Annotated in this window: 23 protein-coding genes and 2 pseudogenes; 14 read left to right on the top strand and 11 right to left on the bottom strand. The window is 49.4% G+C overall.

Annotated elements, in window-relative coordinates; all coding sequences use genetic code 11:
• Positions 1–32 precede the first annotated feature (32 nt).
• From pyrF to aroA, 7 genes are all read right to left on the bottom strand, one after another.
• On the bottom strand, positions 33–740 hold the full coding sequence (gene pyrF, locus HC757_RS01375; RefSeq protein ID WP_169562462.1) for an orotidine-5'-phosphate decarboxylase: 708 nt from the start codon (positions 738–740) through the stop codon (positions 33–35).
• Between the two features lie 55 nt (positions 741–795).
• The gene (gene lapB, locus HC757_RS01370; RefSeq protein ID WP_169562461.1) at positions 796–1,956 is read right to left on the bottom strand and encodes a lipopolysaccharide assembly protein LapB; all 1,161 of its coding nucleotides are present in this window, start codon (positions 1,954–1,956) and stop codon (positions 796–798) included.
• 1 nt (position 1,957) lies between these two features.
• Complete coding sequence (locus tag HC757_RS01365; RefSeq protein ID WP_169562460.1) at positions 1,958–2,233, bottom strand: LapA family protein; 276 nt, start codon at positions 2,231–2,233, stop codon at positions 1,958–1,960.
• Positions 2,234–2,355: 122 nt separating this feature from the next.
• The gene (gene ihfB / locus HC757_RS01360; RefSeq protein ID WP_169562459.1) at positions 2,356–2,643 is read right to left on the bottom strand and encodes an integration host factor subunit beta; all 288 of its coding nucleotides are present in this window, start codon (positions 2,641–2,643) and stop codon (positions 2,356–2,358) included.
• A 74-nt stretch (positions 2,644–2,717) separates the two neighbouring features.
• On the bottom strand, positions 2,718–4,385 hold the full coding sequence (gene rpsA, locus HC757_RS01355) for a 30S ribosomal protein S1 (protein ID WP_169562458.1): 1,668 nt from the start codon (positions 4,383–4,385) through the stop codon (positions 2,718–2,720).
• Positions 4,386–4,486: 101 nt separating this feature from the next.
• Complete coding sequence (gene cmk, locus HC757_RS01350; protein WP_169562457.1) at positions 4,487–5,182, bottom strand: (d)CMP kinase; 696 nt, start codon at positions 5,180–5,182, stop codon at positions 4,487–4,489.
• A 167-nt stretch (positions 5,183–5,349) separates the two neighbouring features.
• A complete protein-coding gene (gene aroA, locus HC757_RS01345; RefSeq protein WP_169562456.1) occupies positions 5,350–6,630 on the bottom strand; it encodes a 3-phosphoshikimate 1-carboxyvinyltransferase in 1,281 nt (426 codons plus the stop codon).
• A 480-nt stretch (positions 6,631–7,110) separates the two neighbouring features.
• On the opposite strand from aroA, the gene HC757_RS01340 reads away from it, so the two are divergent.
• Positions 7,111–8,301 carry an amino acid aminotransferase gene (locus HC757_RS01340; RefSeq protein ID WP_169562455.1) on the top strand — a complete coding sequence of 397 codons (1,191 nt, stop codon included), beginning with the start codon at positions 7,111–7,113 and terminating at the stop codon, positions 8,299–8,301.
• Positions 8,302–8,560: 259 nt separating this feature from the next.
• Positions 8,561–8,782 carry a hypothetical protein gene (locus tag HC757_RS01335; protein WP_169562454.1) on the top strand — a complete coding sequence of 74 codons (222 nt, stop codon included), beginning with the start codon at positions 8,561–8,563 and terminating at the stop codon, positions 8,780–8,782.
• 294 nt (positions 8,783–9,076) lie between these two features.
• Here the strand turns inward: HC757_RS01335 and HC757_RS01330 are convergent, their stop codons facing one another.
• The 3 genes from HC757_RS01330 to HC757_RS01320 all read right to left on the bottom strand — a co-directional run bounded on the left by HC757_RS01330 (position 9,077) and on the right by HC757_RS01320 (position 13,033).
• The gene (locus HC757_RS01330) at positions 9,077–9,367 is read right to left on the bottom strand and encodes a YkgJ family cysteine cluster protein (RefSeq protein ID WP_169562453.1); all 291 of its coding nucleotides are present in this window, start codon (positions 9,365–9,367) and stop codon (positions 9,077–9,079) included.
• Positions 9,368–9,860: 493 nt separating this feature from the next.
• Positions 9,861–11,936 (bottom strand): protein-disulfide reductase DsbD family protein, encoded by a 2,076-nt coding sequence (locus HC757_RS01325; protein ID WP_169562452.1) that lies wholly within the window; start codon positions 11,934–11,936, stop codon positions 9,861–9,863.
• A gap of 29 nt (positions 11,937–11,965) precedes the next feature.
• Positions 11,966–13,033: a TlpA family protein disulfide reductase gene (locus tag HC757_RS01320; RefSeq protein ID WP_169562451.1), complete on the bottom strand. Its 1,068-nt coding sequence runs from the start codon at positions 13,031–13,033 to the stop codon at positions 11,966–11,968.
• Positions 13,034–13,320: 287 nt separating this feature from the next.
• Between HC757_RS01320 and pdxR the strand changes: the two genes are divergently transcribed.
• The 12 genes and pseudogenes from pdxR (at position 13,321) to HC757_RS01260 (ending at position 24,636) form a co-directional block, all read left to right on the top strand.
• On the top strand, positions 13,321–14,691 hold the full coding sequence (gene pdxR / locus HC757_RS01315) for a MocR-like pyridoxine biosynthesis transcription factor PdxR (protein ID WP_169562450.1): 1,371 nt from the start codon (positions 13,321–13,323) through the stop codon (positions 14,689–14,691).
• Between the two features lie 1,273 nt (positions 14,692–15,964).
• The gene (locus HC757_RS01310) at positions 15,965–16,285 is read left to right on the top strand and encodes a hypothetical protein (protein WP_169562449.1); all 321 of its coding nucleotides are present in this window, start codon (positions 15,965–15,967) and stop codon (positions 16,283–16,285) included.
• 145 nt (positions 16,286–16,430) lie between these two features.
• Positions 16,431–17,150 (top strand): hypothetical protein, encoded by a 720-nt coding sequence (locus HC757_RS01305; protein ID WP_169562448.1) that lies wholly within the window; start codon positions 16,431–16,433, stop codon positions 17,148–17,150.
• 108 nt (positions 17,151–17,258) lie between these two features.
• Positions 17,259–17,804, top strand: coding sequence for a hypothetical protein (locus tag HC757_RS01300; protein WP_169562447.1), 546 nt, complete (start codon positions 17,259–17,261; stop codon positions 17,802–17,804).
• Positions 17,805–17,897: 93 nt separating this feature from the next.
• On the top strand, positions 17,898–18,362 hold the full coding sequence (locus HC757_RS01295; RefSeq protein ID WP_169562446.1) for a hypothetical protein: 465 nt from the start codon (positions 17,898–17,900) through the stop codon (positions 18,360–18,362).
• A gap of 79 nt (positions 18,363–18,441) precedes the next feature.
• Entirely contained in the window at positions 18,442–19,419 is a 978-nt protein-coding gene (locus tag HC757_RS01290; RefSeq protein ID WP_169562445.1) for a transposase, read from the top strand.
• A 262-nt stretch (positions 19,420–19,681) separates the two neighbouring features.
• Positions 19,682–20,440, top strand: a pseudogene (locus tag HC757_RS01285) (transposase); the annotation flags it as partial.
• Positions 20,441–20,958: 518 nt separating this feature from the next.
• Positions 20,959–22,227, top strand: a complete 1,269-nt coding sequence (locus HC757_RS01280; RefSeq protein WP_169562444.1) for a hypothetical protein — start codon at positions 20,959–20,961, stop codon at positions 22,225–22,227.
• 172 nt (positions 22,228–22,399) lie between these two features.
• A pseudogene (locus HC757_RS18990) lies at positions 22,400–22,486 on the top strand (transposase); the annotation flags it as partial.
• 265 nt (positions 22,487–22,751) lie between these two features.
• Complete coding sequence (locus HC757_RS01270) at positions 22,752–23,633, top strand: sulfurtransferase (RefSeq protein WP_169562443.1); 882 nt, start codon at positions 22,752–22,754, stop codon at positions 23,631–23,633.
• Positions 23,634–23,919: 286 nt separating this feature from the next.
• Positions 23,920–24,270 (top strand): PDZ domain-containing protein, encoded by a 351-nt coding sequence (locus tag HC757_RS01265; protein WP_169562442.1) that lies wholly within the window; start codon positions 23,920–23,922, stop codon positions 24,268–24,270.
• Positions 24,271–24,420: 150 nt separating this feature from the next.
• The gene (locus tag HC757_RS01260; RefSeq protein WP_169562441.1) at positions 24,421–24,636 is read left to right on the top strand and encodes a DUF6500 family protein; all 216 of its coding nucleotides are present in this window, start codon (positions 24,421–24,423) and stop codon (positions 24,634–24,636) included.
• Between the two features lie 127 nt (positions 24,637–24,763).
• On the opposite strand, the gene serC is transcribed toward HC757_RS01260, so the two are convergent.
• Positions 24,764–25,861: a 3-phosphoserine/phosphohydroxythreonine transaminase gene (gene serC / locus HC757_RS01255; protein WP_169562440.1), complete on the bottom strand. Its 1,098-nt coding sequence runs from the start codon at positions 25,859–25,861 to the stop codon at positions 24,764–24,766.
• Positions 25,862–25,868 lie beyond the last annotated feature (7 nt).

Raw genomic sequence — 25,868 nt, 5'->3', positions numbered from 1 at the left:
AGCGGCCCAATGCCCTGACCGACAGCGGCTGCCTAACTCAATGATCTATGTATGGCATTCAATGCCGCCAGTGGATCGGCTGCCTTGGTGATGGGCCTGCCTATGACCAGATAATCCGAGCCTGCCGCTATGGCCTGTGGCGGCGTCATCACCCTATGCTGATCACCCACCTCGCTGCCCACGGGACGGATCCCCGGGGTGACGAGCTTGAACTCACGGCCAAACCGGGATTTCAGCAAGCTCGCTTCCTGCGCCGAGCACACCACGCCGTCGAGCCCGGCCTGCTGGGTCAAACCCGCCAGTCTCAGTACCTGCTCCGCGGCCGGCACTTCGATGCCGATAAGCTTGAGATCGGCATCGCTCATGGAGGTCAGCACAGTGACGGCGATCAGCAATGGCGCGTCTTTGCCGTAAGGTGCCAAGGCGGCCTTGGCCGCCTGCATCATGGCCAGGCCGCCGCTGGCATGGACATTGGTCATCCAGACGCCAAGCTCGGCCGCGGCCGCTACCGCCTTGGCGACGGTATTGGGAATGTCATGAAACTTGAGATCCAGGAACAAGTCGAAGCCCCTGTCATGAATGTCTCTGACCAATTGCGGCCCAAACAGGGTGAACATTTCCTTGCCAACCTTGAGACGACACATGGCAGGGTCCAACTTGTCACACAACTGCAAGGCGGCCGCCTTATCATCATAATCCAGGGCTACCAGAATGGGCTTGTCTGTCGTCTTGTCTATCATCTTGTCTCCAGCGGGATATCTTGTATGTTGTCGTTAATTGCAGGCATGTCTTGCGCTATTCACCATCGAGTCCACGTATTCGCTTGATACTGCCCCAGTTCTTGCAGGAAGGACAATGCCAGTAAAGCGCATGGGATGGGAAACCACACTCCTTACAGCGATAACCAGGACGGTACTTGATCTGTTGCTCGACCAAGTGTTCAAGCATAGTCAAACTTTGCTTGGCCTGGCCATCTTCCGCCTGACGCAGGTGCATCTGCATCAGGTGCTGAAACCCCTTCATGGTCGGGTGACGGTAGAGAGAGTCCAGCACCAGGGTCTCGGCGGCCTTGGGCTCGCCCTTGGCGATCAGGTGCTGCGCCAATGCCACCACCACAGAAGCGCCGGCGCCGGCAACCATGGCAGCGGCCAATAACTCCTGATAACCTTCGTCATCCTGAGTGTCACGGTAGACCTGTTTGGCCGTGGCCAAGGCGTCGCCGAACAGATCTATGTCGGCACTCTTGAGCGCCTGCAGCATCTGCTTGCACTGGGTGTAGTCTTGGCTCTCCAGGCACGCCTTGGCCAGGGACAACAGGGCCCGGCCACAGGCGGCATCCTGTTTCAGCGCCAGTTGCAGCTTCTTCAGCTTGTCGGCCTTATCCGTCGCCTCATCGGCCAGCTGGCAGTAGAAATGCGCCGTGATGGGCTTGAGGGTCTGTTGCCGCTTGCGGCTCAGCCGCTTGGTGATGTCTATCGCCTTCTGCCATTCCTTGGTGACCTGGTAGATGGCGATGAGTTGGGTCTCGGATTCTTCGCTGTGATCTTCCTGGCTGACCAGGTTGAGAAAGATTTCCTCGGCCCTGTCGTAGAAACCGGCGGCCAGGTAATCTTTGCCCAGCTCCATCATGGCGACATCGCGCTGATCGTTGGTCAGGCTGGGTCTGGCGATCAGGTTTTGGTGGATCCGGATGGAGCGGTCGACCTCGCCACGCTTACGGAACAGCGAGCCGAGGGCAAGGTGTGTGTCTATGGTCTCGTCGTCGACATCCAACATGCTGATGAAGAGGTCGACGGCCTTGTCCGATTCGTTGGACAGAAGGAAATTCAGACCGGTGAAATAATCCCGGCTGAGCTTTTTACGCTGATTGGTCTGATTCTGTCTTATGCTCCGTCGCCCCATATACCAGCCATATCCGGCGGCTATGGGTAACAACAGAAAGAGGATCTCTAGCATATTAAGCTGCCGTGTCCTTGGGATCCTTAGCCTCTAAGACTTGGATTCTTTTCCTGGCGGCCCTCAATGCCAGCTTCATGCGGGTGATGTAATAGAAGGCGAATAACCAACTGATGGCGAAGCCGGCCAGGAAGACACAGGCGAGCACCACGGGTAATCTGTACTCTCCCTGAGCGACAAAGTAACTGATGGTCACCAGCTGCTCGTTGCGGGCGCCGAAGATCAATGCCAGAAAGAATAACAAGGCCACCAACACAGTTGCGACAAATGATTTCACGCCACACTCCCTACACGCGTTTCAATACGATGATTATCCAAGAAATTTACTGAGCTGACCAGCTTTGCCTTTCAATAGGCACAAAAAAGCCCCCTGACGGAGGCTTTTTTTATTGGCATTAATCACTGATTAACAGCATCAACCCGTTCGCGCAGTTCTTTGCCTGGCTTAAAGTGCGGGACATACTTGCCATCCAATTCGACAGAGGTACCTGTCTTGGGATTGCGGCCGGTACGAGGTGCACGATAATGAAGCGAGAAGCTACCAAAGCCACGGATCTCGATACGATCTCCGCCTTCCAATGTCGTCGCCATTTGCTCCAACATCTCTTTGATGGCCCCTTCAACCTCTTTCGCCGACAGTTGCGACTGCCTGGTGGCGAGTTTTTCGATCAGTTCGGATTTAGTCATCCTAGCTATCCCCTATTATCAAGCCAAACACAGTCGCCTAAATGGGGAGAAGTCTCTCCCCACACGACAGGCGATTATTTACGGGCTGCTTTAAACGCTTCAGCCATTGCATTGCTGATAACGGCATCGTCTTGTTTGTTCAGAGTCGCCATTACTTCTTTCTCTTCAGCTTCGTCTTTCGCTTTGATTGACAGGCTGATAGAGCGGTTCTTACGATCAACACCCATGAACTTGGCTTCGATCGCATCACCTACATTGTAGACGGTAGATGCATCTTCGATACGCTCACGTGAAATGTCGGCTACACGGATGTAACCTTCAACAGTGTCGGCCAGTTCAACAGTCACACCTTTGGCATCAACAGCAGAAACAGTACCGTTTACGATGGTACCTTTCTTCTTGTCGGCCAGGTAAGCGTTGAATGGATCGTCTTCAGTTTGCTTAACACCTAAGCTGATGCGCTCACGCTCTGGGTCAACAGACAGAACCACGGCGTGGATTTCGTCGCCTTTCTTGTATTCGCTAACAGCGTCTTCGCCGGTACCGTTCCAAGAAATGTCAGACAGGTGAACCAGACCATCGATGCCGCCGTCCAGACCGATGAAGATACCGAAGTCAGTGATTGACTTGATCTTACCGGAGACTTTGTCACCTTTGTTGTAACGAGTTGCGAAATCATCCCATGGGTTGGTCTTGCATTGCTTCAGACCCAGAGAAATACGACGACGCTCTTCGTCTATGTCCAGAACCAGAACTTCAACTTCATCACCTAAGTTAACCACTTTAGATGGGTGAATGTTCTTGTTAGTCCAATCCATTTCAGAAACGTGAACCAGACCTTCAACGCCTTCTTCGATTTCGACGAAGCAACCGTAATCAGTCAGGTTAGTAACGCGACCAGTCAAACGTGTGTTTTCTGGGTAGCGCTTGCTGATTTCCAACCATGGATCTTCGCCAAGTTGTTTCAGACCCAGAGACACACGAGTGCGCTCACGATCGTACTTCAGTACTTTAACGTTGATTTCGTCACCAACATTGACGATTTCAGATGGGTGCTTAACACGCTTCCACGCCATATCTGTGATATGCAGCAGACCGTCAACACCACCTAAATCTACGAATGCACCGTAGTCAGTCAGGTTCTTAACGATACCCTTAACTGCTTGGCCTTCTTGCAGATTTTCGAGCAGTGCATCACGCTCAGCGCTGCTTTCAGACTCGATAACAGCACGACGAGAAACCACAACGTTGTTGCGCTTCTGGTCCAGCTTGATAACTTTGAATTCTAATTCTTTGTACTCTAAGTGAGCGGTGTCGCGAACTGGGCGCACATCAACCAGAGAACCTGGCAAGAAGGCACGGATACCGTTTAATTCAACAGTGAAACCGCCTTTAACTTTACCATTGATGATACCGATTACAGTTTCAGCATCTTCGTACGCTTTTTCCAGAACGATCCAAGCTTCATGACGTTTCGCTTTTTCGCGAGACAGTTGAGTCTCACCGAAGCCGTCTTCAACAGAGTCGAGGGCTACGTCAACTTCGTCGCCAACTGCAATTTCCAAAACGCCTTGAGCGTTTTTGAACTGTTCAGCAGGGATTGGGCTTTCAGACTTCAGACCAGCGTCAACCAGTACCATACCGTTTTCGATGGCAACAACAGTACCACGAACGATAGAACCTGGACGGAACTCCAGAGTTTGAAGGGATTGTTCAAATAGATCAGCAAAAGATTCAGTCATGTTTAGGTTACTTTCTTTAATAAACCACTGTTCATCCTGAACGTGGAGTCAGTCAAATTATCCGTATCATCCTTAATACGAATACCACCCGATAAACCGGCCTACTGGCCGATCCCGGATATCTTGGTTTCGATGTGTTTGAGCGCTAACTCGAGCACTTCGGTGATGCCTTTACCGCTGGTATCTATGACCAACGCATCCTCGGCCGGGACTAGAGGAGCCACCGGGCGATTCATATCGCGATCGTCACGTTCGATAATTTCGGCTAAAAGGCGTTCGATGTTAACATCGAAGCCCTTGTCCTGCAACTGATTATAGCGCCTCTGGGCCCTTTCCTCAGCCGAAGCGGTTAAAAATAATTTGGCCGGTGCCGTGGGGAAAACCACTGTGCCCATATCCCGTCCATCGGCAATCAGACCCGGGGTGGTCTGAAACGCCCGCTGACGCCTGAGCAAGGCTTCCCTCACCCGCGGAAATGCCGCCACTTTAGAGGCGGCGTTGGAGCACTCCTGGCTACGAATACTGCTGGTGACATCTTCGCCTTCGAGTACGACCTTGATCGCATCCTTGTCGTCACCCGTTAAGAATTGCACATCCAGATGTGCCGCCAACAAGGTGATGGCTTCTTCGTTTTCCAGCTCAACATCGTGATGTATAGCGGCTAGAGCAAGCACACGGTATATGGCACCACTGTCGAGCAATTGCCAGCCTAAATGCTGAGCCAATAGCTGACTGATTGTACCCTTACCCGCACCACTTGGGCCGTCGATTGTGACTACAGGAGCCCGTTCAGACATAAATTCCTCCGCAAAAAATAACCATCTTCCCTGTGTCCCCCTGTTGGAGCCACCGAAAATGAGCGCGCGGTATTGTACATCACAAGCAAGTAAAGATCCGTGGAAATTTTCACAGCCGACCGGACCGCCATCCGGCGGCCCGGTTTTTAACCTACGGGGTGGGAGGACTAACCCGCCAGGGCGGCAAACTGGCGGAAGTAATCGGGGAACGTCTTGGAGGTGCAGTCGGGATCATTGATTGTGATGCCGCAAGCGGCGAAGGCCAGCATGGAGAAACACATGGCCATGCGATGGTCGTTGTAGGTGTCTATCTCGGCCGTGTTGAGCACGACAGGCGGAGTGATGCAGATATAATCCTGCCCTTCCTCGACCTCGGCGCCGACCTTGCGCAGCTCGGTGGCCATGGCGGCCAGGCGGTCGGTTTCCTTGATGCGCCAGTTATAGATGTTGCGGATACGGGTGGTGCCCGTGGCAAACAGCGCCGCGGTGGCGATGGTCATGGCGGCATCCGGGATATGGTTCATGTCCAGGTCCACAGCCGTCAAGGGTGCGCCGCGGGCTATGATGTAATCGTCGCCCCATTCTATCTCGGCGCCCATCTGCGCCAGCACATCGGCAAACTTCACATCCCCCTGGATGCTCAGGCGACCGACACCTGTGACCTTGACCTCGCCGCCCTTGATGGCACCGGCCGCCAGGAAATAAGACGCCGACGAGGCATCGCCTTCCACCAGCACCTTGCCCGGAGACACATAGGCTTGGCCGGCAGGAATTTCGAAGCGGCCATAGTCGTGGTTGATCACGTCGACGCCGAATTGCGCCATCAGCTTGATAGTGATGTCGATATAGGGCTTGGACACCAGCTCACCCTTGATATTGATATTCACCGCGCCCTTGGCGAGCGGCGCCACCATCAGCAACGCAGTCAGAAACTGGCTGGACAGATCGCCGGCAATCTCGACCTCGCCGCCGTCGAGGCCGGTCGCCGTGATGGTCAGTGGCGGAAAGCCCTCGTTCTTGAGGTAATCGACCCTGGCACCCAGTTGGCGCAGGGCATCGACCAGATCGCCGATGGGGCGCTCTTCCATGCGCGGCTCGCCCGTCAGGGTGAACTCGCCCTGCCCCAGGGTCAAGGCGGCGCACAGGGGACGCATGGCGGTGCCGGCATTGCCCAGGAACAGGGTCTGTGCCTGGGTGGCAGACAAGGGGCCGCCGAGGCCTTCGACCTCACAGACAGTCTTGCAAGCGGACAACTGATAGCCGACACCCAGTTGTTTCAACGATGCCAGCATGTGGCGGATATCATCCGAGTCGAGCAGATTGGTCAGGGTCGTTTTCCCTTTGGCCAGGGTGGCCAGCAATAAGGCCCGGTTGGAGATGCTCTTGGAGCCGGGAATGTTTACCACCCCGTTGACACTTTGAATTGGCTCGAGACGTAACTGTTTCATTGACTGGGTCTTCTTCCATTTAGGCGCCGAGTGTGTGTCGGTCGCAAGTTGATCTACGCTGATAGCATAAAGACAGTGGCAACCTGACGCTACATGGCGTCAAGTTAACATTCCAAAATTGAGGTTATTCAGACAGAATTGGCTGGTCGTGGTGATAAAGTTACCCATTGTCCGCCAGGATTCAACCGTTTTTTCGGCTAAATGCGGCATTTAGTCGAAATTTTCACCCTGATTTGGTACAAAAATGACAAAAACATAAAAACCACGCCGTTTTCTTGGGTTTTATGGTGCATTTCGGCAGTTAAATTTGCCGCCCCGGCCCGGGATAAATACATCATTTGTCTTTAATAAACGCCGGCATTCACGTTATGCTAACGGACAACTCGCAAAAACAGCTCACTGACCATCAATGGGTCGCCCTATCCGACACCAAGACGCAATCCATGGGTCACAGCAACTGATAAGAAGGTAGATGGAGCCATGTTTAACACCCTAACCGCTATGCCTGCAGATCCCATTCTGGGTTTGTTGACCAAGTACCGCGAAGACAGTCACCCCAACAAGGTGGATTTAGGCGTCGGTGTCTATAAAGATCCCCAGGGCCACACGCCTATCCTCAGTTGCGTCAAGAAAGCCGAACAATACCGCCTGGATACCGAAGACACCAAGGTCTACATAGGCCCTACCGGCTCGGCCGCCTTCAACGAGTTGATGACCCAGCTGGCCTTCGGCACTGATCATCCCGCCCTGCTGGCCAACCGCATCCGCACCGTATCTACCCCGGGCGGCACGGGCGCATTGAGGGTCGCCGCCGACTTCATCAAACGTTGCAATCCCAATGCCGTGCTCTGGGTCAGCGATCCGACCTGGGCCAACCATACCGGGCTGTTCGAAGCGGCGGGCATCAAGGTCAAGACCTACCCTTACTATGATTACGACAGCAAGAGCCTCAAGTTCGACGAGATGCTGGCCACCCTGACGCAGATAGGCGCCGATGACGTGGTGTTGCTGCATGCCTGCTGCCATAACCCCAGCGGCATGGATCTGTCCACGGAGCAGTGGGATAAGGTCGTAGAAGTCACCCGCCAGCAGGGCTTCACCCCGCTCATCGACATGGCCTATCAGGGCTTCGGCGACGGCGTGGATGAAGATGCCTATGGGGTGCGCAAGATGGCGGCGGCCGTCGACAACATGATCCTCTGCAGCTCCTGCTCGAAAAACTTCGGCCTCTACCGTGAGCGTATCGGCGCCTGCTCCATCATAGCCAGAGACAGTGCCACGGCCAACGTGGCCCTGTCGGTGCTGCTGTATGTGGTGCGTTGCATCTACTCCATGCCACCGGCCCATGGTGCGGCGATAGTGGAAACCATCCTTGGCTCGGCCGAACTGAAACAGGAATGGCTGGACGAGCTCAAGGTCATGCGCGATCGCATCAACGGCAACCGCGCCATGCTGGTCGACAGACTCAAGGCCAAGGGCGTCGACCGCGACTTCAGCTTCATCGCCCGCCAGAAAGGTATGTTCTCCTTCCTCGGCGTCAATCCAGAGCAGGTCGCCAGACTGCAGAGCGAGTTCAGCGTCTACATGGTAGGTTCCAGCCGCATCAGCATCGCCGGCATCAGCGAAGCCAACGTGGATTACCTGGCAGAGTCCATCGCCAAGGTACTCTAAGCGCACAAGACTCAGTGCTGGGCACTGAAAGTGGTAAGTTGTAAATTGTAAATTGTAAATTGTGAGCCTTAAGCACTGAGGTCGACTGGAATAAAAAAGCGAATGCCCAGGCATTCGCTTTTTTGTCCACACTTGCACATTGTGGACAATATTTCCAAGCAAAGCCCCGGGAAAGGCCAAGTCTATCGGACAGGTGCGAGCACTCATTTTGGCACGCCACGATCTCTCACCCTAGTCACCTTCCCGGCATATTCAGCGTATGAGAACACTCTATCGTGAACGCCGGGAATTAACCGCCAGAGTCTTTAACCAAGTGTCAGGTGCCAAGATCTCTATTGAAGCCCAACCTGGCGGCATGCACATGCTGGTAAAACTTATCGATCCAAGTATTGTTGATGCCGAACTCGCCAATAAGATGGTGCAGGCCTGTTTGCCCAGAGGTTATCTCAGTGGTCATCAAGACCCGTTCACCCGAGCTTAATTCTCAGCTTTACCAATATCGGCACCGAAGAAGCATGCCGGGAATTGCTCTTCGCTTAAAAAATGTCATGGATAAGTGTCAGCTCCCCTATGATGAATAGGTCTTGCCCTAAAGAGTTTGGGTGACTATGCGTAACCTAGATCTCAGCAATATGTGACACAGCTATCTAACTATGTTGGTGTCTACGTTGGTGTCTACTACATAGGCACAAGTTCGCCGTCGGCTTGAGCAGCAAACCATGGTCATCATAGCTGACAACCAATTAATTTAAATTGAAAGTTAATGCCACCAAACTCACATCAACTCTTTCCTTTCATCGCGACATTCGTATGAACCCATTGCAAATTCTCGACAAATCCAAGGTCGATTTTCATAAATGGTACACATCAACGTTTCTCTGTCTAACGCGGAGCACCAACCATCGTCTAGGCGCAACATGGTTTCACCACCTCGTTCATCGAAAGCGATATGCTGCTCAGGAACGCCTGTGTCAGTAATGAGCATCACCTCTAAACGACAGCAACAAGCCTGACAATTTGAACAAGAAATTTCAGGGTTGGTTAAATTTTTAATGGGAATAGTCATGGGAATCTACAATCAGTGCGATTGCAATATAGTACTCCAAATTGAGTAATTTTATCAGAATGCCTGAGCCCTTCACTTCGGGAGCCATAACCTTCCTACCTAAGCGTCAACCAAGTAACAATTTTAAATTCAATGTGATAGGCAATGAGTGGGACATATATGGTCACCTCCAGCCGCATCGCCGGGATCAGCGAAGCGAACGTCGACTACCTGGCAGAATCCATCGCCAAGGTGCTGTAAGCGTTCAGGTTTAAAACATAAAAAAAGCGAATGCCCCGGCATTCGCTTTTTTGTCTGTAGCGGAAAATCAGCACAGTGAAAATCAGCATTGTGAAAATGAGTGCGAGCACCCGCTGTGACGGTCGCTTAAGGTAGTGCAACTCAGCCAGCTTCTTGGCATTTCCCCATTTTAAAGTGCTGTTCTGGCTCAAGGTGTTGAAACAGCTAAAGTCTCACTGTCAGCATGCAGTACCCAAGATCCCCCCGCCTGTGGCTAGCTTTCGGCCAGGTCGATCAGTATCGAGGGTGACAAGATCTGCGGCAGCACTATGGGCTCATCTGTGCCCTTTTTGTACCACAAGTACAAAGGGACACCCGAACGCTGATGTTGTGCCAAGAACTCGGTGATCCGGCTGTCACCCCGGGTCCAATCGCCAATCAGGGTCGCGACATTGTGTTGTTTAAACGCCGCTTTGACTTCTTGGCGCGCTATCGATGTTTGCTCATTCACCTTGCAGGTTAAACACCAGTCGGCCGTAAAATACACAAACACATCCTGTTGCGCAGCTAACAATTTGAGCTGTTCCTTATTAAAGACAGTCACTTCCGAGGCATCTTCCGGCCCATGCTGTGGAGCCGTATTCGCCTGTGGAACCCAGTAAATGAGGGCCAGCAGAGGCAATAGGGTCAATAACAAGCCCGGCCACCACTTGCCTTTATGCTGCGAGTGTTGCCACAGACCGGTAAGCCACAGACCAAAGGTGGATAACATGGTGGCTGCAAGCACAGACAAGACATAAGCATCGTTTGATTGACGCATCAGAATCCACACCAGGCCTAACGCAGTAATGAACATGGGCAAAGCGAGGATCCGCCTTGCGGTGACCATCCAGGCCCCGGGCTTGGGCAAGCACGTACGTAATGCCGGGATATAACCCACCAACAGAAACGGCAAGGCCATGCCGAAACCCAAACCGGCAAAAATCATGAATGCCACCGCCGTCGGTAATACCAGGGCTGCGCCTAAGGCCGTCGCCATGAAGGGGCCGGTACAGGGGGTAGCGATGAATGCCGCTAGCACCCCGGTCCAGAAATCCCCCATGGGACCTTTCTGATCTTGCAATCTGGAGCCTGAGGTTAATGTCCCTATTTCGAATAAGCCCGCCAAGTTAAACCCGATTGCGCTCATCAAGAGGATCAAGCCGGCAATCACGGCGGGGCTTTGCAACTGGAATGCCCAGCCGACTTGATGCCCCCAGGCTCTGAGACCCAATATCACACCGCCCAAGCAGACACTGACCAACACGGCACCCAAGGTATAGGCAACCGAGCCCATTCTGGCGTCTTTCTCCGAGCCTGAGTGTGACAGGCTCAAGATCTTCAGGCTCAGGATAGGGAACACGCAGGGCATGACGTTAAGCAATAAGCCGCCTAAAACCGCGCCGAAAAAAGCCGTGATACCCACCACAGTGACACTGGGGGACCAGCTGCCCTGACTGCCGGAGTGCTGTTCCTTTATCGATGGCGCGGCAAAGGCGCTGGCGTCAGTTTTATGGGCATCGAAGCTCAGTGCCGTACCATCGCTCAACACCAAGACACCCTGAAACAGTGCCACCGACGCATCGCCCGCTTGAGTCTGCATACTAAGCACATCGCCTTCATGGGTCAGTGTCTGCTTGGCATTGTTTACCAAGGTATTATTGACGATGGGGTAGATATGCGCATCACTGCTATCGACCGAGGCGGGCAGCGGCAAAGCAAGCCTGAATACCTTGTCTTCGATTGCAAACCGGCCATTAACAGCCAATGGCCTGGGCAACATTTGCCGCCATTGGCTAAATTGCTGCTGCTCATCCAGCCCAACCTTGGCATCACCCAGGGTGAAGTGTTGCGTGATAATTTGTTGCTCTGGTAAACAACTGGTGGGATCACACACCAGATAGCCGATATCGAGTGTTATGGGCAGCGAAGTGCCAACGGCGATGCTGTTATCGACGGTGACAGGTGCAAGCAAGGTATATTCGCCGTGATAAATGTAATTCATGATATCACGGGTCACCAGCCGACTCGGGGCCGGGTATTGCACCTCTCCTATCGTCACACCCTTTGGCAGCTGCCAATTGAAACGTGTTGGGAAACCTGCATCTCCCGGATTCAGCCAATACCCATGCCAGCCCTTTTGTGGCCTCATGGTGATGGCCAATTCCCGGGTGCCTGTGACCGTCTTTCCGGACGCCAGCATCATGGAAATGGCAATCAGGTGCTGCTTTTCATTAACCTCATCGGCAATGACCTGCAATGAACTTATCAGGATAATCAACCCGGCAACAAACTTAATTAACTGCTTCATGTTTAACCTTTGGTTTCAAGATGGCGGGCTTATTTCAATGTTGAAATTGCGTGTAAGGCGGCATCGAAATCCTCATCCTGAATCGAAGATTTCAGGCTAACCTTACCGTCGGCATCGATTAAGGTAATGCTCGGCACTTGATTAACACCAAATTGCTTGAATAAGTCCCCTTCCTTATCGAACACTATTGGCATGCTGGTGCCATAGCTTTTACGGTAGTCATCAAGCTCGGCAACCGATGACCATAAATTGGTCGATACCGTCACCCATTGCACCGAGGCCGCTTGGGATTTTTGCTCAAGCAGCTCACGCACTTGAGTACAGGCCAGCGAGGTCTTGGGCTCCGTTTTCTCCAAATACCATTCACACCAAGGGCCGAAGAACACCAGGGCCAGTTTTTTACTGCCGTCGGTATTAAATGTAAACTTGAGCGGCTTTTCATCTATGGTTGAGAAAGCAAGCTCCGGCACTGTATCACCCAGGTTATAGCCTGAATCCTTAGCGACAAAGGTCGGATTGGCTAAAGGCTTGCCACTGGCTTTTTCGGCGATAACCTTATCCAGAGCCTGATGGAACTCTGTATCATCCCTATGGCCGAAATAGGCAAATTTACCATTTTTATCAATCAGCAAATGTTGAGGGGTAACACGCAAATGAAACGCACGAGCCAGCTTGCCATCGTCTATGGTAATGGGCATGGACAATCCCATTTTCTTGCTGAACTCGGTGACGGATGTTACGGAATCGCTGATCCCTGTGTTCACCGCGATCACTTGGATCTTGTCAGCATATTTCTTATTGATATCTTCGAAGCCAGGCATTTGTTCACGGCAGGGTACACACCAGGTTGCCCAGAATTTAATATAAACCGGCTTTTTACCATAAAGCTCGGCAAGATCTATGGTCCTGCCATCAAGGGTTTGGAACTGCATTTGAGGGGCCGGCGTCCCCACTAAAGACTCCCCTGCCGATTTTGCTCTTCGTTCCCCCTCGGCCGAATAGTCATCGTCCGCGCCGTGGGCAACTTGAGCCAAGGTCAATAAACATAAAAATGCGATCAATGGCGTTTTTAACAAGGTGTTAAAGCCTGTCTTCATAACAATTTTCCTATCGTGATTTTTACTGCAAGAATAAAAACTGAAAGAGTAAAAACTTTAGAGGTTGAGGAGGCTGGCTGTTGCGGGCTGCAGTTGATCACTAAAACGTTCATATTTTCACCCTACAGATAAGCACTGGCATGTACCGGTTTCACCCTTTGCGCCGATATGATACAAATAGCCATGGCTCACAATAAGATCCATAAATTGACTATTTTTATAGACCATTCTTATAAACCACAGCGACAGATGCATGTCGCTCATACCTTGGGCCCGGGAGCAGATAAATGACTAAAGTCTTGGCCTATAAGCAAGTCTATCAACGAATTCATACGGCAATTATGCAAGGGATACTCAAGCCCGGAGAGCGGCTCCCCTCGGCCCGTACCCTGGCCAAGGAAATGGGCGTCGCCCGCGGCACGGTAGAGGAAGGTTATGCCATCTTGAAAGCCGAAGGCTACATTGAGTCTAGAGGCCAAGCCGGCACCTTGGTCAGTCAGCACTTGTTCGAACCCTCCAAGCTCAAACCCAGTCAGGTAAGCACACGTCAACCCGGCTTTGACACTGAAGTAGAAACCTCCGTCGTCCTCCCCTTTCAATTGGGTATTCCGGCGTTGGATGCTTTTCCCAGGCAAGCCTGGGCAAGGATGGCGGCAAGGTGTGCCCGCAACATCAACCTTGATGATCTGACTTATCCTTCCGTTTATGGCAGCCCGCAACTCAGAATCGCCATAGCCCAGTATTTGCAACTTGCCCGTGGGGTTCAATGTGAGCCCTCCCAAGTGTTTATCACCTCCGGATATGTCCATTCCATTAACTGGATAGCCCATGTACTGCTCAGGCCACAAGCCAAGGTCGCAGTGGAAGATCCAGGTTACCCCCTGACCCGGAAAATCCTCGCCAATCATAACGTCAATATTGTGCCGATAGCTGTCGATGGCGAAGGCATCAATCTGCCGCCGAACACCCAGGCCACTGCCGTGATAGTGACGCCGGCGCACCAGAGCCCAACCTGCGTGTCCTTATCACTTCAACGCCGGCAGGTATTACTCGATTGGGCCGAGCACAACCAAAGCTGGATCATTGAAGACGACTATGACGGCGAATACCGACACACAGGGCAGCCACTGCCTGCATTAAAAAGTTTGGATACACAGGACAGGGTTATCTATTCGGGCACCTTCAGTAAGGTGCTGTTTCCCGGTTTGCGCATGGCTTATATAGTGGTGCCAAAAAGCCAAATCCCGGCATTTGAGCAATGCTCCGAACTCTATGGCGGCAATGTATCTGGATTAACTCAAGCTTGCGTGCAGGCCTTTATGCAGGAAGGTCACTTTTCCCGGCATATTCAGCGTATGAGAAAACTCTATCGTGAACGCCGGGAATTAACCGCCAGAGTCTTTAAGCAAGTGTTGGGTGCCAAGGTCTCGATTGAACCCCAACCCGGTGGCATGCACATGCTGGTAAGGCTTACCGATCCAAATATTGTTGATGCTGAGCTCGCCGATAAGATGATGCAGGCAGGCCTGTTTGCCCAGGGGTTATCCCAGTGGTCATCGAGACCCGTTCACCCGAGTTTAATTCTCAGCTTTACCAATATCGGCACCGAAGAAGAATGCCGGGCATTGGCTATTCGCTTACGAGATATCATGGGTTAACCCCAAGTACCTCTGCATTGCTGAAGACATCAAAGGAAGCAGCGCCGTCCTGGTCGACAGACTCAAGGCCAAGGACGTCGACCGCGACTCCGGCTTTATCGCCAAGGTGCTGAGCACACACAGCTAAACTCTGCGATGCTCTCCCTGCCGCCAACGGTCCCTGACGTGACAATGCCTGTACTTGTGTCCCATGTGGCATCAAAGTCCAACCCAAGGTGACCATATATGTCCCAACTCTCCGTCCCAACTCTCCATATCCCAGCTCTCATGCTCTATCTCCACGCCACTACTTGTTAAGCCACTGTTATTTCTGTAATCTTGATCCCGGTTGTGTGCGGCCGGCGTCCGCAGACATAAGGCCAAGGACACAGATTCAGGGAAGATAACCAACAAAACTGCCAATCCCCCCACGTCTTTGTCCCGCCACGCAGCCGCCCTGTTGCAGGCCGCCTTCACAGCTTGCCGACAAAAATGCCTTAACCGCTGATTGTTAAAAATCCAGATGCCATGCAATAACCATGGCGTCCTGCGGTAGCCATGGCCTCCGGTTTTGCCTTTCTCGTGTGACCTGACTCAGCAGAGACTGGCCGGCCGACTGACGCTACCGTCATAATGCTGCCGATAGATGCTAGGTTGCAGCCTTGGGCGTGCTCATCAATGTATCGCGCATGCGCTCTGTTCAGGATGTTTTATGACAGGGCAAGAGTGTTTAAGCTGTCTTTATCCTTTTACATGATGTCGGTTCGCCAGGTAGGACAGAAATGCCATGACCTCCGGTGCCCCCATAGTGTCAGGATGCTCAAAGACAATGGAAACGTATCTAGCATGTGATCCAATACAGGTAGGTTTTTCTGTCCGCAGCCAGTAGCCCCGCAATCTGAGACTCTCACTTATTTGAGTGAGAAAGCGGCTCTTGAACATAAAATTTATTCGCATGAGTTATTGCACTGGAGTACTGGATGTTTATCCAGTTGATTTTTTGGTTTTAGCCTAAAACTGCCGCGTTTGCATGAAAAAGTATCTGAGCGATGCGCATTTGCACAAGAGTGTCACGAAATAACTATTATAATTCAGTGTGTTACATGAATACTGTATTGGAATAACGAGATCTCGTTATTTGTGTAAACGCGCATGCGCGTTTAGCCGGAAGACATTGGACTAAAACCAAACCTAATGCTTTACACAACAGTAACTTGTGATAACGTGGTTTGCATTGGACTAATGTACATATGCGCATGCGCACTATTAAAATGTTAACTATCAAAGGAATAATATGAAGTATTTAGTGGTATTTTCATTACTATTAGTAAGTTCTCTATCATGGTCAGAGAGTTACTCCAATGTATCAATAGTCAAGGGGCTAACGATTGGAGCAACGCATGCGCGCGTGCAGCTAGAGTCAATGAAACTCGCGGAAGGGTGTTCAAACATTAAATTTTATTTTCTAGATATACAAAATAATAAGGAAATGTTTTCTTCAATATTAGCCGCAAAAGCGAGTGGGCAGAAAGTATCTTTCCAGCTTTTAGGTTGTGAAAATGATACAGCTAAAATATCGCATGTATATTTATGTGATACACAATTTTGTAGCTAATAGTTAACAAAGCTAGCCATGTTCACCAGCTAAAGCTGGTTGGACCTCCGCTGCGTCGCTTGCTTTGTGCTGAATAGCACAACGCAATCAACTACGCTACGGCCCATGCTAGCGGCGTTATACATGCTAGGAGCAACGTCCCACAGTGTCTGAAATTTGGCTTAATCCAGTATTTTTAAAGTGGCCTTCTTATGATGCGAGTGGAGCCTACTTCGATGGTACCTTTACAAGATCGTATGAGCTACTTGAAAGAGCTGGCTCTTTTATTCAGTCGGATAGCTCGTGTGAATTTGATCGAGGAGATTGCATTTCTTGGCTAAAGCGGTCATTAAATGCCAGGCTTCAACTCATTGAGAAAAGCTATAATTTAAGTTGTATTCCCAACACAAAAGTTAAAGGTGCAATCGAGCTTCTGGAGTGTTTTGGGCTTGTTAAGCCCATGATGCTAAAAGAACTTCTTATTATTCGAAATAATATTGAACATAATGATGTTACTCCACCCTCCATAGAGAAGTGCTCAGAGTGGTTAGAGTTAATTTGGTATTTTTTACGTTCAACAGATGAAATCGCTAAAAATCTCAAAAATATAGTTAGTTTTGACTGTTATGACGATCATAGCCCCAAAGATACTCTAGAAATCGAAATAGAATTTGGCCAATCACCAATGTTTAAAGTTCATGGTGAATTAAGTCAGTTTAACTACAGTAATAAAGTTAATAATGAATGGCCCTGTGTAAAACTTTCAAAGAAAATGGAGCTACATATAAGTGTAGGTCAGCAACTAAGCTTCAACGGGGAGTTATTTATTAAAGATCAACATAGAGTTAACCTCGTAAAAGCGGCTTTAGTTGGGTCGCATGTATAACAATCTGTTTAAAGCGGACAAAATTACGTTGGCTTGGTTTCGCTCCGCTTCACATTATAGCCAACTAAATTTTGCCCATTAACAAGGGCGTTAGACGAATTTATAGCCATGGCATCTATCAACCTAAATTGGAAATGGCTCTATTGGAGCTACGGATTTACTTGGGCAAATGACTTACTGCCTCAAATACTAGAAAATGGCTTAAAAGAAAATCAACTAGATAGATCTGTCTATGTCATTCGACTGAATGGGCCATTTGCAATTCAGTACCCTTACAGAGCCACATCGCTTTTATATATCGGCGAAGGAAATTTTAAGCAGAGAATAAACTCCCACACAAAGGGGTGGTTAAATGACCTCTGGGAAATCATAGAGAACCATGGATTGACCATTGGAGTGGCAACACCACGTGTTCGAAATAATTTATCGGCCTATAAAGATGTAGAGGCCGCATTGATCCATGAGTTCTCAAATCTCTACGGCACAGCACCGATTAACAACAAGCAGTATGAATACAGTAGGCTTGATCATAACTTTGAGGTCAAAGAACTGCGTGAAGCACTAACAATTGGCCGAGGAATCAAACATAAGTGGGCAATTTCCCCGATGAAGGCAAACAAGTTCTATCATCACTACCATAGAACCCACGTCTAACAAATGGTTCAAATCGTTCGCTTCGCTCACTGAGACCGGCTAAAGCCGGCCCCTTAACCAAACGTTATATGCTTTTCTTACTTTTGGAGTCACATGGAAGTTTTTTATAATTTAATGATGAATCAGGGCTGGGGCGATATTTTAGCCAAAGCGAAATCTGATCAAACTAACTTGAGAAAAAACTCTGCTGAATGGACAAATATTTGTTCGATACTGCAAAGTGAATTCATCAAATACGCTACAGATGAAAAGCCTGTACTTGTTTCAAAATTATGCTTTGAATATCTTAAACTAAAAATGGCTGGTTACATTACCCTAACTGACGAAAATACCTTAGCAATTGAAGAGCTAGGGATTAAGGCTTTTGAGGCACAAGAAAGTCCTGAATTAAATTCGTTTATTGAAATTTGTCAGTTTTCACCTTTAGCTCAACAGATCACTGAAAGTAACTCTTCAACTGAAGAAACTAGTAGTTCAAATACCCAAAGAAGAATCAAACACCCGAGGACTGATTGGTTAAATCCACTCTTTAAAAGTGCTGAATCAGGCAAGTGCTGAATCAGGCCACCCACAGTAAATGGCGTGATCCAGCGGCCTCTCCTAGACTGAGATAAATTGTCGATGTTGGAGTCTTGCCATGCCGCGTCCCAGAAGAACTCAGATCAGTGTCGAAGACACCCCTTTCTACCACTGCTGCAGCCGGGTGGTGCGTCGCGCCTTCCTCTGTGGGGATGATCGATACTCGGGTAATAACTATGACCATCGCCGGGGCTGGGTAGAGTCATTGCTGTTTGAACTTGAAGCGGTGTTTGCCATTGATGTGGCTGCTTTTGCGGTGATGTCGAATCACCTGCATGTGGTGTTGCGAATTGATCTCGACACGGCCAACCGTTGGAGCGACGCAGAAGTGCTTGAGCAGTGGCATAAACTGTTTAAAGGCGATGAATTAACCCGTAAATTTGCCCAGGGTGGGCTGGTTGAATCTCATGAAGTGATCCATTTAAAGCACTCCATCGCGACCTATCGCAGCAGGCTATGTGATATATCGTGGTTTATGCGTTGCCTCAATGAACCGATAGCCAGGCAAGCAAATCAAGAGGATAACTGCTCAGGCAGATTCTGGGAAGGCAGGTTTAAGTCGCAGGCGTTATTGGATGAGGCCGCAGTATTAACCTGTATGGCCTATGTCGATTTGAATCCCATCAGAGCCAAGATGGCGGCTACCCCAGAGCAATCCAATCACACCAGCATTCAACTGCGAATTCAGGCAGCCTTGAAAGGCGAACAACCACCAAACCTACTGCCTTTTATTGGCAACGAACGCGATAATCAGCCCAATGGCATCGTGTTTTCGCTCCAGGATTATCTTGAATTGATTGATGATACAGGGCGTATTATTCGAGATGACAAGCGTGGTGCTATCGGAGAGAACAGCGCTAAGTTACTAACAAGATTGAATATCGAGCAAGAGAGTTGGTTAAAAATCACCACTGAATTTGGCAAGCTGTTCCATGGTCCCGTGGGAACGCTGCAAGAACTCAGCAGCTATTGTGAACATTTAGAGAAGCGACGACGGCATTTCTCCGCCTGTTGTCAGCACCTCAACGCAGGCTGACGTTAACTTCATTGTTTAAAGCGATACCTTTCAGGACCCTATGAATGGAAATGGGTTGGGTAACTGACGCCAAAAATCACTGTTTTTGAGTGAAGTAGACCTGTTTTATCAATCCTCATCCATTTTGCATCATGTCCTGTCGACTCTTTATCGGTTAAATCACTTTCCCTAGCTTGAGCCCTAACTGAAAGTGCATTATGTTATTGTTTTAACATGGCTGGCCTGATTTGTGTGTTCATGGCTGGCCTGATTTGTGTGTTGTGTGGTGTTGCGAATTGATCTCGACACGGCCAACCGTTGGAGCGACGCAGAAGTGCTTAAGCAGTGGCATAAACTGTTTAAAGGCGATGAATTAACCCGTAAATTTGCCCAGGGTGGGCTGGTTGAATCTCATGAAGTGATCCATTTAAAGCACTCCATCGCGACCTATCGCAGCAGGCTATGTGATATATCGTGGTTTATGCGTTGCCTCAATGAACCGATAGCCAGGCAAGCAAATCAAGAGGATAACTGCTCAGGCAGATTCTGGGAAGGCAGGTTTAAGTCGCAGGCGTTATTGGATGAGGCCGCAGTATTAACCTGTATGGCCTATGTCGATTTGAATCCCATCAGAGCCAAGATGGCGGCTACCCCAGAGCAATCCAATCACACCAGCATTCAACTGCGAATTCAGGCAGCCTTGAAAGGCGAACAACCACCAAACCTACTGCCTTTTATTGGCAACGAACGCGATAATCAGCCCAATGGCATCGCGTTTTCGCTCCAGGATTATCTTGAATTGATTGATGATACAGGGCGTATTATTCGAGATGACAAGCGTGGTGCTATCGGAGAGAACAGCGCTAAGTTGCTAACAAGATTGAATATCGAGCAAGAGAGTTGGTTAAAACTCACCACTGAATTTGGCAAGCTGTTCCATGGTCCCGTGGGAACGCTGCAAGAACTCAACAGCTATTGTGAACATTTAGAGAAGCGACGACGGCATTTCTCCGCCTGTTGTCAGCACCTCAACGCAGGCTGACGTTAACTTCATTGTTTAAAGCGATACCTTTCAGGACCCTATGAATGGAAATGGGTTGGGTAACTGACGCCAAAAATCACTGTTTTTGAGTGAAGTAGACCTGTTTTATCAATCCTCATCCATTTTGCATCATGTCCTGTCGATTCTTTATCGGTTAAATCACTTTCCCTAGCTTGAGCCCTAACTGAAAGTGCATTATGTTATTGTTTTAACATGGCTGGCCTGATTTGTGATGATAGAACGGTGTGTCTTCCTGACTCACCAGGCAACATCTCGGCCTTGGCATGGCTTCCTTTCCTCTTTCAAAGACTCCAGTAAAGCCTAAACAAACGAGCCAAAAGCTGCCAATAATTATGAGTGTTTCACTTGTTCATCCGTTTAGCCGAAAGGCATTGGACTCAAATCGAACTTAATGCTTTACACAACAGTAACTTGTGATAACGTAGTTTGTATTGGAACCTAAGTTATACATATTTACAACTTGCGCAACTACCTAAAAATTAGAAGGATCTACCTACATGTGTATAAATAACAAGTTACTGTTAATGCGAAAAAGATATTTATTTTCTCTTATATTGTTAGTTTATACAAATCACTTATATGCTAAAGAACCAAGCGAGTTAGGTTTTTTGTATAAGCAAGTAATAGATGCGCCAAAAAACAAATCATACAATGATGCAATAAGTAGAGTAATTGAAGTAAAGGATAAATATAAAGGTGATCAGCAAAGCCAGTTTGCCGTAAATCAACCGTTAGCAACGTTATATTCATATGTGGGTCAATATGAAAAGGCAATAAGTTCTCCAACTGATGCCCCAATTATTTCCGAAGACGTCATTGACAATCTTTCTCCTATATCGGCAGTTGACAAAATTCAAACAATGTCCAAAGAAACTCAAATTGTTATGATAAATGAGGCTCACCACATAGCTCTTCATCGCACTTTAACAGTTTCTTTACTGCAAAAATTATGGAGTAGTGGGTATCGTTATTTAGCAATTGAAGCTCTATCAAAGAGAGATGTTGATATCAATATTCGAGGGTATGCTATTGAACGCTCTGGTGCATATTCTAACGAACCCATATATGCCGAAATGATCAGAACAGCTAAGAAACTTGGTTATCAAATTATAGCGTATGATGATTCTGGTAGTGAAAGGGAGAAGAAAGCAGCTGAAAATATATTTAATGCTACTTTTTCTATTAACAAAAATGCCAAAGTTATAATACATTGTGGCTATAGTCATATTTTAGAAAAAAATATTAAAGACAAAAGAATCTGGCTAGCAAACGAATTGGCTAATCTTACCGGTGTCAATCCGCTTACAATTAGTCAAACTAATTTAATGGAGTCGAAAGCGACAGAATTTGAAAATCCTATTTACAACAAAATTTTAAACAAATTCAACCCGAAAGAGCCCATTGTTCTAACTGATGATTTTGGGGCTGTATGGTCAACCATGCCAGGACAGCATGATGTTGATGTCATTTGGCCGAGAACGACATACACGAATACTCGACCAGACTGGTACATTAAAAATTACGAATTAATTTCATTTGAAGGTAGATGGTGTAGAAATAAATATCCATGCATTATTGAAATAAGAAGAGAAAATGAGTTAAACGCTGTACCATTTGACCGACTACGTATTGAGGTAGAGCCAAACAAAAAAATCGCATTACGTTTACCTTCCCATAAAGCTGTTATATTTGGTTTCAATGAAAACGGAGAGCAAGCCTTCAAAGAAAAAACAAATCTTAGTAATGTCAGCGGTGATCTTAAATAGATTTGTCGCAGCTTAAAACCCGAATTAAAACATACCACTCAATCATGGTTAACGCTATATATGTTTAAAATTCATTTAATATCAAGTATATGAGAACATCCAGGCCTTTTTGCGCTTTTTGGTCTGTCTGGCCAGGCTGTGGGATATCCCCTTTTGCCTGTCGAGGCTTGCCATGACCACAGCCCATCGCCAGTTAATTGATGCCGAAAGTACGCCCTTCTACCACTTGATTAATCTCTGTGTCCGAAGGGCATTTTTGCGGTGACTGAGGTTTATCAGGGCACTCGTGCACTCAATCTTTGGCACATCAGCCATCTTAATCCCCGACAATCTTAGCTTTGATGCGTTTGCTACCCCGTGACCTATATGATCTATGAATCAGTGACTGACGGACTCTGTTCAGGACGTGTTATTACCGGGCGAAAGAGTTTAGCTGTCCTTAATAGCTCTTGTCCTTATAGCGCTTGTTATAATTCCTTATAGTTGGCGTTTAGACACTGGCGCGGAACCACTGGGAGATAGCCATGAGTGAGTTCAATCTGCAGGCAGCCGAGACGAGTGCCCTCCACCCGCTCGTCGAACCCGAGTGGCTGGAGAAACACCTGGACGACCCGGACCTACGCATAGTGGATGCAACTGTGCAAATCAAGCTCTGGCCATTCCCGCGTATCAGGAGTGGTAGGCGTGAGTTTAAGCGAAGCCACATCCCAGGCGCCACATTTGCAGATCTCCTGAAAATATCGGATCCGGGGCGACCTTCCCATACCTTTACTATGCCGACCGAAGAATGGTTCGCCGATCACATGGGCCGGCTTGGCATAGGAAAAGGCACACGTGTCGTGCTTTACGATGGGCGGGAGAACATGTGGGCCACGCGATTGTGGTGGATGCTGCGCACCTTCGGGTTCGACGACGCGGCGGTCCTTAACGGTGGCTGGACGGCCTGGCGGCTTGAAGACCGTCCTGTCTCTTCGAAACCTTGCGTGTACCCTGCTGCCACCTTCACCCCGCATGTCAGATCTGGGCTCATCGTTGGCAAAGAGGAGGTGTTGAGTGCAATTGAGGACTCGAAAACCTGCATAGTGAATGCGCTGGGCCGCCGCCAGCATCGTGGTGAGCGTAAAGAATATGGGGGACGTGGGCATATTCCAGGCGCAAAAAACGTGACGGCATGGGAAATCCTCGACCGGGAGACGATGCGCTATCGTCCGGCAGAAGAGCTGCGCAAGCTGTTTCGCCCAATGTTGGAGGCCGAGCGCGTTATTACCTACTGTGGCGGTGGCATTGCCTCTTCGAGCGATGCGTTTATCCTCCACTTGCTGGGGCATCAGAACGTGGCCGTTTACGACGGGGGGCTCATCGAGTGGTCGGCAGATCGCAGCTTACCCCTTGAACTCGGAGAATAGGACAGCCCAACCTTTTGGTACTTTTTGACCATTATTACTGGGCTTGAGATCTCTGGAATTCACCTCATAACTGTAAGCCATGCTCTTAGTGAATCAAAATTTAATGGTGAACCTTTATCAGCGCAATGGGTGCCCAGCCGGAAGGTTTAGCGGGACTGAGCAAACAGAATGCTTTACATAACAGTCTCTTGTGATAACCTGTTTAGCATTTAAACCATGTACATATGCGCATACGTACTATTAAGCCAGTTCGACGTTAACCCAGTTCGACTTACAAGGAAAGTTGATGAAAATATTCAAGCTATTAATTGTCCTAATCTCTGTCACGTCATTCGCTGTCCTGGCTAAAGAACCAATAAAAATCGGGATATTAAGTGATATTGAAACTGAAGGCTTTTTCAGCTCCACACTCACGTCCTTCACCATCCAGAAAGTGACCCCCAATTCTCCTGCTGAAAAAGCTGGGATCATTGCAGGTCAAAAAATCATTGCAATTGAAAACTGCCATATCCCTGGATGTGCCACAAGTGAGGCCAAGAAATTAATGAAAAAAGAGTCTGGAGAAACTCTAAACTTACTCTTGGAAAACAAGGATGGGAGCCATGTTCCCGTCAAAGTTGCTTTTAACGCTGGGTAAATTTAACAAGCCAAGTCTGCGGCTTTTACTCACAGGTCTCCGGCCAAAGCACTCGCAAGCCGCGGTTTGCAAAGCTGAAAACGTCTTCAAGGGGCAGTCTTTGGTCCGCCAAGGCGTTTTAAGCGTAAACAATGAAGTAATAAGGAATCGATGAGAGCAAGTTTAAGACAAAAAATCATCTCTGTGTGCGAGCAGAAAATAGCCAGCAAGGGCCCGAATGTTGGGCTGTCGTTCTATGCCTTTTTCGCCAATAAAAATGATGATCCTGCACTGCTCATGGAAGCCGCCGAGTGGTGGATAGAGACGCAGCGACTGGACCACTTCGAAAAAGCCGTCAAGATCAAGGCGCTGGTGCAGGCAGACTGATGCTTTAATACGACAGGTAAAAACAGGCAACGGATCGGACGAACCTGGGGCGAGCAGCCCCCCCTCCCCCCCCAAAAAAAAGCGAATGCCATGGCATTCGCTTTTTTGCTTTAGTCCAGCTGGGGTATCAAGCCTGGTTATGCTTGGCGGCAAACTCGTTCATGAAGTTCACCAGCACCTGCACGCCTTCGAGCGGCATGGCGTTGTAGAGGCTGGCACGCATGCCGCCGACTATCCTGTGGCCCTTGAGCGCCACCAGACCTGCGGCCTCGGCCTGCTTCAGGAACTCGGCATCCAGTGCCGGGTCGGCCAACTGGAAGGTCACGTTCATCCGTGAGCGGTTGGCGAGTTCCACGCCATTGCGGTAGAAGGCATTATTGTCGATGCAGGCATACAAGAGCTCGGCCTTGCGGCGATTGACGTCGGCTATGTGGGCCACGCCGCCAACGGACTTGAGCCAGGCGAAGACTTCGGCCGCCAGATACCAGGCGAAGGTCGGTGGGGTGTTGAACATGGAGTCATGCTCGACCGCGATGCGATAATCCATCACGGATGACTGCGGCAGCGACGGCAGTTTGAGCATGTCGTCACGCACTATCACCAACGACAGCCCGGACGGACCTATGTTCTTCTGGGCGCCGGCATAGATGAGGCCGTAACGGCTGACATCGATTTCGTGGGACATGATGGTCGATGACATGTCGGCGACAACAGGCCAAGGGCTGTCCAGCTCATCGAAAATTTCTATGCCATCGACTGTCTCGTTCGGACAATAGTGCACATAGCGGTAATCGGCATCGATTTTATGCAAGTCAGGCAAGACCACGGCGTTGAGCCCATTGTGTTTTTCAACAATGTTCAGGCTGTCGATCTGCGCCTCACCCGCCAGTTTCTTCGCCTCGGCTACCGCCGCCGAAGACCATTGACCGTTGACCAGATACAGGGCGCGGCCGTTGTCACCGAGGAAATTATTCACCACGGCGGAGAACTGACCGCGACCACCGCCATGCATGAAGAGCACATGGTAGTTGGCCGGGATCTGCATCAGCTCGCGCAGATCCGCTTCGGCTCTGGCCGTCAGCGCGATAAACTCTTTGCTTCTGTGGCTGATCTCCATCACGGAGACACCCAGACCATTCCAATCCAGTAATTCCTGTTGTGCTTTCTTCATTACGGCCTGAGGCAACATGGCAGGACCGGCACAGAAATTATAAATCGCGCTCACTTCTCTA

Origin of the sequence: Shewanella salipaludis, assembly GCF_012911865.1 — a bacterium.
In the GTDB taxonomy this organism is placed as follows: Bacteria; Pseudomonadota; Gammaproteobacteria; order Enterobacterales; family Shewanellaceae; genus Shewanella; species Shewanella salipaludis.
This window is presented reverse-complemented; position numbering and strand designations above follow the sequence as displayed.

What these genes read in the sequence shown, in the direction of transcription:
- HC757_RS01260 (WP_169562441.1), top strand. Translation starts at nt 24,421, where the DNA reads ATGAGAGCAAGTTTAAGACAAAAAATCATCTCTGTGTGCGAGCAGAAA.
- aroA (WP_169562456.1), bottom strand. Translation starts at nt 6,630, where the DNA reads ATGAAACAGTTACGTCTCGAGCCAATTCAAAGTGTCAACGGGGTGGTA.
- HC757_RS01340 (WP_169562455.1), top strand. Translation starts at nt 7,111, where the DNA reads ATGTTTAACACCCTAACCGCTATGCCTGCAGATCCCATTCTGGGTTTG.
- lapB (WP_169562461.1), bottom strand. Translation starts at nt 1,956, where the DNA reads ATGCTAGAGATCCTCTTTCTGTTGTTACCCATAGCCGCCGGATATGGC.
- HC757_RS01330 (WP_169562453.1), bottom strand. Translation starts at nt 9,367, where the DNA reads ATGACTATTCCCATTAAAAATTTAACCAACCCTGAAATTTCTTGTTCA.
- pdxR (WP_169562450.1), top strand. Translation starts at nt 13,321, where the DNA reads ATGACTAAAGTCTTGGCCTATAAGCAAGTCTATCAACGAATTCATACG.
- HC757_RS01290 (WP_169562445.1), top strand. Translation starts at nt 18,442, where the DNA reads ATGCCGCGTCCCAGAAGAACTCAGATCAGTGTCGAAGACACCCCTTTC.
- rpsA (WP_169562458.1), bottom strand. Translation starts at nt 4,385, where the DNA reads ATGACTGAATCTTTTGCTGATCTATTTGAACAATCCCTTCAAACTCTG.
- HC757_RS01300 (WP_169562447.1), top strand. Translation starts at nt 17,259, where the DNA reads ATGGCATCTATCAACCTAAATTGGAAATGGCTCTATTGGAGCTACGGA.
- HC757_RS01295 (WP_169562446.1), top strand. Translation starts at nt 17,898, where the DNA reads ATGGAAGTTTTTTATAATTTAATGATGAATCAGGGCTGGGGCGATATT.
- ihfB (WP_169562459.1), bottom strand. Translation starts at nt 2,643, where the DNA reads ATGACTAAATCCGAACTGATCGAAAAACTCGCCACCAGGCAGTCGCAA.
- HC757_RS01265 (WP_169562442.1), top strand. Translation starts at nt 23,920, where the DNA reads ATGAAAATATTCAAGCTATTAATTGTCCTAATCTCTGTCACGTCATTC.
- HC757_RS01335 (WP_169562454.1), top strand. Translation starts at nt 8,561, where the DNA reads ATGAGAACACTCTATCGTGAACGCCGGGAATTAACCGCCAGAGTCTTT.
- pyrF (WP_169562462.1), bottom strand. Translation starts at nt 740, where the DNA reads ATGATAGACAAGACGACAGACAAGCCCATTCTGGTAGCCCTGGATTAT.
- HC757_RS01270 (WP_169562443.1), top strand. Translation starts at nt 22,752, where the DNA reads ATGAGTGAGTTCAATCTGCAGGCAGCCGAGACGAGTGCCCTCCACCCG.
- cmk (WP_169562457.1), bottom strand. Translation starts at nt 5,182, where the DNA reads ATGTCTGAACGGGCTCCTGTAGTCACAATCGACGGCCCAAGTGGTGCG.
- HC757_RS01310 (WP_169562449.1), top strand. Translation starts at nt 15,965, where the DNA reads ATGAAGTATTTAGTGGTATTTTCATTACTATTAGTAAGTTCTCTATCA.
- HC757_RS01280 (WP_169562444.1), top strand. Translation starts at nt 20,959, where the DNA reads ATGTGTATAAATAACAAGTTACTGTTAATGCGAAAAAGATATTTATTT.
- HC757_RS01325 (WP_169562452.1), bottom strand. Translation starts at nt 11,936, where the DNA reads ATGAAGCAGTTAATTAAGTTTGTTGCCGGGTTGATTATCCTGATAAGT.
- HC757_RS01320 (WP_169562451.1), bottom strand. Translation starts at nt 13,033, where the DNA reads ATGAAGACAGGCTTTAACACCTTGTTAAAAACGCCATTGATCGCATTT.